Annotated in this window: 11 protein-coding genes; 9 read left to right on the top strand and 2 right to left on the bottom strand. The window is 64.1% G+C overall.

Features of this window, described 5'->3' with window-relative positions; genetic code table 11:
- Nucleotides 1-241 precede the first annotated feature (241 nt).
- The gene (locus VIL88_RS07825) at nucleotides 242-865 is read left to right on the top strand and encodes a TetR/AcrR family transcriptional regulator (RefSeq protein WP_331987502.1); all 624 of its coding nucleotides are present in this window, start codon (nucleotides 242-244) and stop codon (nucleotides 863-865) included.
- Nucleotides 866-869: 4 nt separating this feature from the next.
- A complete protein-coding gene (locus VIL88_RS07820; RefSeq protein WP_331987500.1) occupies nucleotides 870-2,357 on the top strand; it encodes a DHA2 family efflux MFS transporter permease subunit in 1,488 nt (495 codons plus the stop codon).
- Between the two features lie 52 nt (nucleotides 2,358-2,409).
- Here the strand turns inward: VIL88_RS07820 and VIL88_RS07815 are convergent, their stop codons facing one another.
- Nucleotides 2,410-3,087 carry a porin family protein gene (locus VIL88_RS07815; RefSeq protein ID WP_331987499.1) on the bottom strand — a complete coding sequence of 226 codons (678 nt, stop codon included), beginning with the start codon at nucleotides 3,085-3,087 and terminating at the stop codon, nucleotides 2,410-2,412.
- 110 nt (nucleotides 3,088-3,197) lie between these two features.
- Nucleotides 3,198-4,097: an acetylglutamate kinase gene (argB, locus tag VIL88_RS07810; RefSeq protein ID WP_331987497.1), complete on the bottom strand. Its 900-nt coding sequence runs from the start codon at nucleotides 4,095-4,097 to the stop codon at nucleotides 3,198-3,200.
- 183 nt (nucleotides 4,098-4,280) lie between these two features.
- On the opposite strand from argB, the gene VIL88_RS07805 reads away from it, so the two are divergent.
- From VIL88_RS07805 to VIL88_RS07775, 7 genes are all read left to right on the top strand, one after another.
- A complete protein-coding gene (locus VIL88_RS07805; protein WP_331987496.1) occupies nucleotides 4,281-4,835 on the top strand; it encodes a sigma-70 family RNA polymerase sigma factor in 555 nt (184 codons plus the stop codon).
- Nucleotides 4,832-5,557 carry an anti-sigma factor gene (locus VIL88_RS07800; protein WP_331987495.1) on the top strand — a complete coding sequence of 242 codons (726 nt, stop codon included), beginning with the start codon at nucleotides 4,832-4,834 and terminating at the stop codon, nucleotides 5,555-5,557. The genes VIL88_RS07805 and VIL88_RS07800 overlap by 4 nt, the downstream gene beginning before the upstream one ends.
- Before the next feature lie 148 nt (nucleotides 5,558-5,705).
- Nucleotides 5,706-6,269 (top strand): fasciclin domain-containing protein, encoded by a 564-nt coding sequence (locus VIL88_RS07795; protein ID WP_331987493.1) that lies wholly within the window; start codon nucleotides 5,706-5,708, stop codon nucleotides 6,267-6,269.
- A 121-nt stretch (nucleotides 6,270-6,390) separates the two neighbouring features.
- Nucleotides 6,391-6,885, top strand: a complete 495-nt coding sequence (msrB, locus tag VIL88_RS07790) for a peptide-methionine (R)-S-oxide reductase MsrB (protein WP_331987492.1) — start codon at nucleotides 6,391-6,393, stop codon at nucleotides 6,883-6,885.
- A 66-nt stretch (nucleotides 6,886-6,951) separates the two neighbouring features.
- Complete coding sequence (locus VIL88_RS07785; RefSeq protein ID WP_331987490.1) at nucleotides 6,952-7,113, top strand: hypothetical protein; 162 nt, start codon at nucleotides 6,952-6,954, stop codon at nucleotides 7,111-7,113.
- Nucleotides 7,114-7,193: 80 nt separating this feature from the next.
- Nucleotides 7,194-7,901: a type 1 glutamine amidotransferase gene (locus VIL88_RS07780; RefSeq protein ID WP_331987489.1), complete on the top strand. Its 708-nt coding sequence runs from the start codon at nucleotides 7,194-7,196 to the stop codon at nucleotides 7,899-7,901.
- Between the two features lies 1 nt (nucleotide 7,902).
- Nucleotides 7,903-8,304: a DUF1801 domain-containing protein gene (locus tag VIL88_RS07775; protein ID WP_331987488.1), complete on the top strand. Its 402-nt coding sequence runs from the start codon at nucleotides 7,903-7,905 to the stop codon at nucleotides 8,302-8,304.
- Nucleotides 8,305-8,376: the final 72 nt, after the last annotated feature.

Below are 8,376 nucleotides of genomic sequence, written 5' to 3'. Positions count from 1 at the left end.
ACTTCAACCGGCGTTCGGCAAGTGCAGGGCCCTCGGGTCAGGCCCGAGGGTGACGGCTGGTGGGTGGGCGGATGGTGGGTTAGCCGGTCGATGGTGGCTAAACCACACCCCCTCCCATCCTCCCTCAAGGGGGAGGTGCCGCTCAGTGGTTGGGGCGCCGACGGCTGGCGGGTGGCCGGAACATCGTGGCCCTATAATCAATCACTTGATTGAGTGTTGGCGACCGGCTATACGGCCCGCCATGACAAAGCACCCTGGACTGGACGACCTGCCGCAGCGCCGTGAAAGTGGCGAGGATCGGCGCGTGGCGATTGCCGGGGCGGCGCGTGCCATTATCGTGGAGAAAGGGCTCGAGGGCTTGCGGACGCGCGATATTGCCGCCCGGGTCGGCATCAATATTGCGACGCTCCATTACCATGTGCCCACCAAGGAAGCCCTGATCGCGCTTGTCGCGGCGTCGCTGCGCGATGATTTCAAGTCGCAGGCCCTGCGTCACCCCAAGGCGGGGCTCGCTGCCGCCGCCCAGCTGCGCGAGGAGTTCAAGGAGTTTCGCGAGATGGTCGCCGAAATGCCCCAGGTCATCGGGGTCCTGAGCGAACTCGTCGACCGCGCCCGCCGCGACACCACCATCGCCGATATCATCCTGCCCATGCAGGCCTTCTGGACCCAGCAATATACCGAGATCTTCCGCCTCGGCATCACGGACGGGTCCTTCCGCAAGAGCATCGATCCTGCCGCTGCTGCCGTCATCACAACCGCCGCACTCACCGATTGCTGGCGTCCCCATCGACGCGACCAGCTCGACAGCGTCATCGCCGAGCTTGAGCGCGCCTTCGCTCCCATTTCCGATTCGTCACAAGGATAAATCCATGCCTGCTCATGCCTCCGCCGCGGTCGTTGCGCCGCCCGATCCGCGCCGCTGGGTGGCGCTTGTCGTACTGCTGATCGCCAACTTCATGAACCTGATCGACGTGACCATCGTCAACGTGGCGCTGCCCTCGATGCAGACCGGGCTGGCGGCGACCGACACGCAGATCGAGTGGGTGGTGGCGGTCTATATCCTGGTCTTTGCGCTGGGCCTGCTGCCCTTCGGGCGGCTGGGCGACATTCTTGGCCGCACCAAGCTCTTCCTCTGGGGCGTTGCCGGCTTTACCGCCGCTTCGGCGCTCTGTGGCCTCGCGCCCAACATCGAGTTCCTGATCTTTGCCCGCGCCGTGCAGGGCCTGGCCGGGGCGATGATGACGCCGCAGGTGCTGGCCATCGCCACCGTGACCTTTCCGCCCCATGAGCGCGGCCAGGCCTTTTCGCTCTTTGGTCTTTCGGCTGGCCTTGCCTCGGTCTGCGGCCCGATCCTAGGCGGCCTCCTGATAGATGCGCAGCTCTTCGGCCTGGACTGGCAGCCGATCTTCCTCGTCAACGTGCCCGTCGGCATCGTGACGGTCATTGCCGGCCTCTACCTGATTCCGCGCCTTGAAGGTCATCCAGCCCTGCGCAACGACTATGTCGGTATCGCCCTCTTCGGCCTGTCGATCGTTGCCGTCGTCTTCCCCATCGTCGAAGGGCGCGCCTATGGCTGGCCGCTCTGGACCTTTGCCATGATCGCCGTCGGCCTTGTCGGGCTTGTGGCATTCTTCCTCTGGCAGCGGGCCCGTGCCGCGCGCAACGAGCCGCAGCTGCTGAACTACGATCTCCTCACCAACAAGGACTTCATGTTCGGCGCCTTTGTCGTCACCATCTTCGCCTCCGGCATTCCGGGCATGTTCATGGTGATCTCGCTGCTGCTGCAGGGTGGCTTCGGCTTTTCGCCGCTCGAATCGGGCCTGACGAACACACCCTTCTCGGTCGGCGTGCTGGTGGCTTCCTTCATCGCCGGCCGCCTGGGTTCGCGCTATCTGCGCGGCCGCCTCGCCGCCGCTGGAACGCTCCTCGTGCTGGGCATCGGTTCGCTCCACTTCATCATCGCTGGCGTCGGTGACACGATCGACCACTGGAGCTTCCTGCCATCGCTGCTGATCGCCGGCATCGGGCTGGGCCTGGGCTTCTCCTCGCTGTTCCAGCTGGTGCTGGCCAATGTGCCGCCGCGCGATGCCGGGGCCGGTTCGGGTTCGCTCCAGGCCTTCCAGCAGGTGGGTGGCGCTCTGGGCGTGGCGCTGGTCGGGGAGCTGTTCTTCACCACGCTTGGCCGCGGCATGGCGACGGGCTCGCCCCCCCATGCGGCCTTTGCCAATGCTGCAGCCTTTGCGCTCTGGTACCAGATCGCGGCCTTTGCCCTGGTGCTGATCCTGGCCTTCTTCTTCAAGGCGCCCAAGCGGCCCATGGGCTTCGCCCCGCCGCAGCATGTGGCCGTGGAAGCATGAAACAAAAAGGCCGCCCCTCGGGGCGGCCTTTGCGATTGGGAAAGCGGAAGGATCAGAACTTCCAGGCGAGACCGGCGCGGATAACCGCATTGCTGGGTTCGCTGGTGCGGCCTGCCGGACCCGGAACGGTGTTGACGCCGTAGTGGGTCCAGGTCGCGTTGAGGCGAGCCATGACATTCTGAGTGACAAGCATGTCGACGCCCAGGCCGAGTTGGAAACCGCCGGCGGTAAATTCAGAACCTGCGCCCAGCTGTGGCGACATGTCGAAGCGGCCCCACGAATAGCCGACGGTGCCATAGGCCAGCACATTATTGGCAACTGGATAACCGAGCGTGGCGCGCACGGCGGTATCCCACTTGAGGGCGCCATAGTTGCCGCCATTGTATTCGAACTGGGTCGCGACATTGTTGAGTTCAGCATCGACGCCGAGCACGAACCAATCAGTGAGCTGCATGCGATAGCCGGCAAAGACGCCGGCACTGCCGCCGATATCGCCCAGCAGTTGCTCTGTTGCCGGTGGCGCTGCAATCACCGTGTTGACCTCATGGCTCTTCATGCCGATGAGGCTGCCCTGGGCACCGATATAGAAGCCGTCCCAGGCCGAATAGGACGGCTGGTAGACGCTGTTGTTGACCACCGGCGCCATCATCTGCTGCGCCTGCGCACCAAGAATGGGAGCTCCGGCAACCATTGCGATCAGCGCCGCCGCCAGCTTGACCTTCAAACCCATGAGACTACCCCCAAAAACCATACTGGCTAAAATTTGCCACGTTTCGTTAAGGCGGCGCTATAGCCAAAGGGTCACACCCCCGCCAATTCGTCCTTCGGCCGCCGCTATGGTTAGCGAACGATGAGCGTGCCGGCGCCGAATTCGGTGAAGAGCTCGACCAGCACGACATGAGGCATCTTGCCGTTGAGGATGACCACGCCCTCGACGCCGTTTTCCAGCGCCTCGAGGCAGGTTTCGACCTTGGGGATCATGCCGCCCGAAATGGTGCCGTCGGCGATGAGCTGCTTGGCCTCGCGCACGCTGAGCTCTGGAATGAGCTTGCCGTCGCGATCGAGCACGCCCTCGACGTCGGTCAGAAACAGGAGGCGCTTGGCGCCCAGCGAACCGGCAATGGCGCCGGCAAAGGTATCGGCATTGATGTTGTAGGTATTGCCGTCGCGGCCCGGGGCAACGGGGGCGATGACGGGAATCATTTCGGACCGCGCGAGCAGATCAAGAAGGGTGCGGTCGACTTCCGCCGGCTCACCGACGAAACCGAGATCGAGCACCCGCTCGATATGCGAGCTGGGATCGATCACCGTCTTGTTGGCCTTCCTGGCGAAGACCATGTTGCCGTCCTTGCCGCACAAGCCGATGGCCCATTCGCCCTCGGCATTGATCAGGGCGACGATTTCCTTGTTGATCGAGCCGGCCAGCACCATTTCGACCACTTCCATGGTCCGCTGGTCGGTAACGCGCAGGCCGCCCTCGAACTTGGATTCGATGCCCAGCTTTGCCAGCATGGAGGCGATCTGCGGCCCACCGCCATGCACGACGATGGGATTGACCTTGCTTTGCTTGAGGAGCGCAATGTCGCGCGCAAAGGCCTGGCCGAGCTTGAGGTCGCCCATGGCGTGGCCGCCATATTTGACCACGACCGTCTTGCCCTCGTAGCGCTGCATATAGGGCAGGGCCTGGGCCAGAATGCCGGCATCATGGCTGAAGCGGTCGTTGGAAGTCTGATCAGTCATGGACGGGCCCATCGGTTGGCGAACTGCGAGAGATCGCTTTCGGGTCTAGAGCATGATTGCGGAAAGGAAAAGACGCTTCTGGGCTATTTGGGCCAAGCCCAATTGTGGTTATGGTGCGCTGGCGACGCCGGTCCTCCATAAGGGCCAAGACGCGAGCAACGCGCTGGGAGGTCCTGCATATCGATGACGCTTCAATCCACGCCATCGCAGGAAATCGCCGACCTCATCGCGCGCTGCGCGCTGCGCGACCGCGCCGCCTTCAAGATGCTTTATGAGCGCACCAGCGCGAAACTGTTTGGCGTCACCCTGCGTATCTTGAAGGACCGCTCGGAGGCCGAAGAAGCCATCCAGGAAATCTATGTGAAGGTCTGGCAGCGCGCCGACCGTTATGTCGCCGGCAATACCAGCCCGATCAGCTGGCTTGTTGCCGTGGCAAGAAACCATTCACTCGACATCCTGAGAGCCCGTCGGCCCGTCTCTGACGATCTCGATGTGGCGCTCGAAATTCCCGACCCTGGCCCCTCTCCGGAGCGCGCGGCCCAGGATAGCGAGGACCGGAACCAGATCGAGAAATGCCTTGGCACGCTCGAGCCCGATCGTGCCGACGCGGTGCGCGGCGCCTACCTCGATGGCTATAGCTACGAGGAACTGGCAAGCCGTTATGCCGTGCCCCTGAACACGATGCGGACCTGGCTGCGCCGGAGCCTCATCAAACTGAAAGATTGTCTGACAGCATGAGCACGAGCGATGACATGGGCGGCGATTTCGAGGGGCGCAACGCCCTGGTGGCCGAATATGTGCTCGGCCTGCTTTCGGCCGCCGAGCACGACCGCGTCGGGCGGCTGATCGAGGACGACGCGGCCTTGCGGGCCGAGCGCGACTTCTGGGTCGGGCGCTTTGCCGCCCTCAATGCCGAATACGAAGAAACCCCGGTGCCGCAGCACCTTTATGCCGCCATCGAAGCGCGCGCCTTCGGCGACCGCGTGGCGGCGGGGCGCAAGGTGTCGTGGTGGGACAATCTCGTCCTCTGGCGCGGCATTGCCGCGGGCGCCCTGGCCGTCGCCGTGGCGGCGGTGGGCTTCAATCTGATGCAGCCGCGCTTCGATGCCGACCAGATGGCCGTGCAGTTGGTGGCGGCGCTCCAGGCGCAGCAGGGCAGCGGCGTCGAGTTCCTGGCCGTCTACGACCAGGGGCAGCAGCAGGTGCGCATCACCTCCTTGCGCGGCGAGCCGGTGCCCGATCGCGACTTCGAGCTCTGGTACATCAATGGCGACCAGCCGGCCGTGTCGATGGGCGTGGTGCCGGTCAACCAGCGGCTCGAAATCCCGCTCGATGCGGCGGCGCGCGCCAATATCGGGCCGGGCACGGTTTTGGCGGTGACGCTGGAACAGACCGGCGGTTCGCCCACCGGCGTGGCCCAGGGCCCGATCGTGGCCGTGGGTTCGGCAACGCCCATCTAGGCGGCGCCCTTACGAGAAACGGGCGTGAAAAGTTTCACGCCCGGCGGCGAATAAAAGGCGAAACTCGCCGAAACTGAGGATTCAAGCGGTCCGTATCTTCCCACGTCCCAGCCGAACAATGGGAACGAAACACAGGAAGGATCTACCGATGAATTTCCGTACGCTGACCCTCGCTGCCATGCTCTCCGTTTCCGCCCTCTCGGGCGCAGCCTTCGCCCAGGATAATCCTGAAGTCGGCGGCGCTGCCATGTATGCCGACAAGAACATTGTCGAAAACGCCGTCAACTCGGCTGACCACACGACCCTGGTTGCCGCCGTGCAGGCTGCCGGCCTCGTCGAGACGCTGTCGGGCGAAGGCCCGTTCACCGTGCTCGCTCCCGTCAACGCCGCCTTCGAAGCCCTGCCGGAAGGCACCGTCGAAACGCTGCTGAAGCCGGAAAACAAGGAAACGCTGTCGACCATCCTGGCTTGCCACGTGATCCCGGCCAAGGCCCTCTCCACCGACATCGTCGGCATGGTTGAAGCCGATGGCGGCGAGCACAAGGTCGAGACCGTCGGCGGTTGCGAACTGACCCTCAAGGCCGAGGACGGCAAGGTCACCGTGACCGACGAAAACGGCACTGTTGCCGATGTCACCATCGCCGACGTGATCCAGAGCAATGGCGTTATCCACGTCATCGACGCCGTGCTGACCCCCAAGTCCGCCATGTAATACAGGCCGGCCCTCACGGGCCGGTGATGTAACCGGGTGCGACGCCGCTTCGAATGGCGTTGCATAGAGAGGGCGCATTCCCCCTGTGCCCTCTCGCTTTTTCCACGGAAGGGTCCGCCTCATGGTCACCACGCGTCGCAATCTCCTTCTGGGCGGCTCCGCCCTTGCCGCCATCGCGGCCTTTGCCGGCATTCGGCCGATGAGCGGTGCAGAGGCGGCGGAGGGCGACTTTCCGTTCAAGCTGAGCGACGCCGAGTGGAAGACCAGGCTCGACCCGCAGGCATATGCCGTGTTGCGCCACGAGGCGACCGAACGGCCGTTTACCTCGCCGCTCAACGACGAGCACCGGCAGGGCACGTTCCTTTGCGCCGGCTGCGAACAGCCGCTTTTTGCCTCCGAGACCAAGTTCGACAGCGGCACCGGCTGGCCGAGCTTTTATACCTTTATCGACGGCGCCCTTGGCACTTCGGTGGACAATACGCTGTTCATGACGCGCACCGAGGTCCATTGCAGCAATTGCGGCGGGCACCAGGGGCATGTGTTCGAGGACGGTCCGGAGCCCACGGGCCTGCGCTACTGCATCAACGGCGTGTCGCTCCGGTTCCAGGCGGCCTAACCCCGGAGACATCGGGGAACGGTGGCGGCAGGCGGGCGTTGGTTCTCCAGCAAAAGGAGAACTCCCATGAGCAAAGCGCAATCTTCCGACAAGGACCAGGTCGACAAGGTGAGCGGTGGCGGCCATCTCGGCGGCACCCATTTCGGCCAGGAAGGCGGCGACGCCAAGGTCGAGGACAGTAAGCCTGGCCATGGCGACAAGGCCCGCTCCAACGACGGCGGCAAATAAGCTGTGAATGCTGCGGGGGTGGTGCCCAACCGCCTCCGCCACCCTCTTCTGACGGGAAGAGGAAGTGCTATATCGGTGGCATGAAGCTCACCATCATCCAGACCGGCGACGTGCCTCTTCGTTTGCGCGACCGCTTCGGGCCCTATCACCAGATGTTTGAAACCATGTTCGACCGCACCGGACAGGGTTTTTCCTATGAGGTCGTGTTCGCCTCCGACGGCGAACCGCTCGGCGATGCCGGCGCGCTCGAGGGCGTGGTGATTACCGGCTCTCCTGCGGGTGTCTATGAAGACCATGCCTGGCTGCCGCCGCTCCGCCAGTTCATTCGCCAGGCCTATGAAAAGCGCGTGCCGACGCTGGGGGTCTGCTTCGGTCACCAGATCATGGCCGACGCCCTGGGTGGCGCGGTGCGAAAGTCGGAGAAGGGCTGGGGCCTCGGGCGCCACAGTTACGCAGTCAAGGCACGGCCGAGCTATATGCGCGCCGTCCCGGAGGTGGTTTCTGTCGCCTGTTCGCATCAGGACCAGGTGATCACGCCACCAGCCGAGGCCGAGGTGATCATGGCGTCGGACTTCACGCCCAATGCGGGCCTGGCCTATCGCAACGGGGCGGCATTGAGCTTCCAGCCGCATCCCGAATTCTTGGACGACTATGCCGTCGCGCTGGCTGAGTTGCGGCGCGGCGATGCTCCCGACAATGTGGTGGAAACCGCCATTGCCTCGATCGCCACGCCCTCGCATAGTGCCGAGGTAGCCGGTTACATAGGACAGTTCTTCAAGGGGCGCTGACATGGCTGTTGCTGAAATGCTTTCTGCCGTCGATTCCTATCTCGATGACCTGACGCATGCGCGCAAAGACGAGATCCTCAAGCTGCGCCAGCTGATCCTCGATGCCGTGCCGGACCTGGTGGAGCGCATCAAGTGGAATGCGCCCAGCTTCGGCCGGTTCGGCAGCGACGATGACCGGATCACCATGCGGCTCCATCCGGGCGACCGCCTGCAGCTGATCCTCCATCGCGGGGCCAAGGCCGGTGCGGACGACCTGTTCCGCTTCGAGGACCCGGACAAGATCATCACCTGGGCGGCGCCCGATCGGGGCGTGGTGTCTTTTAAGGACGCCGCGGACTTCGAGGCCAAGTCTGCCGTTCTGCCCGAAATCCTGCGCCGCTGGGTTGCCTGCACGTCGCGGTGATGGCCAACTTGCCGCAGCTGCGGCGCGGAGGGTGAAAGCCGGCATTAACCATGTCGGCGCAATGTGGAGCTC

Origin of the sequence: Devosia sp. (assembly GCF_036563435.1) — a bacterium.
GTDB lineage: Bacteria > Pseudomonadota > Alphaproteobacteria > Rhizobiales > Devosiaceae > Devosia.
Note: the sequence above shows the minus strand (reverse complement) of the source record. Positions and strands in the feature narration are given on the sequence as shown.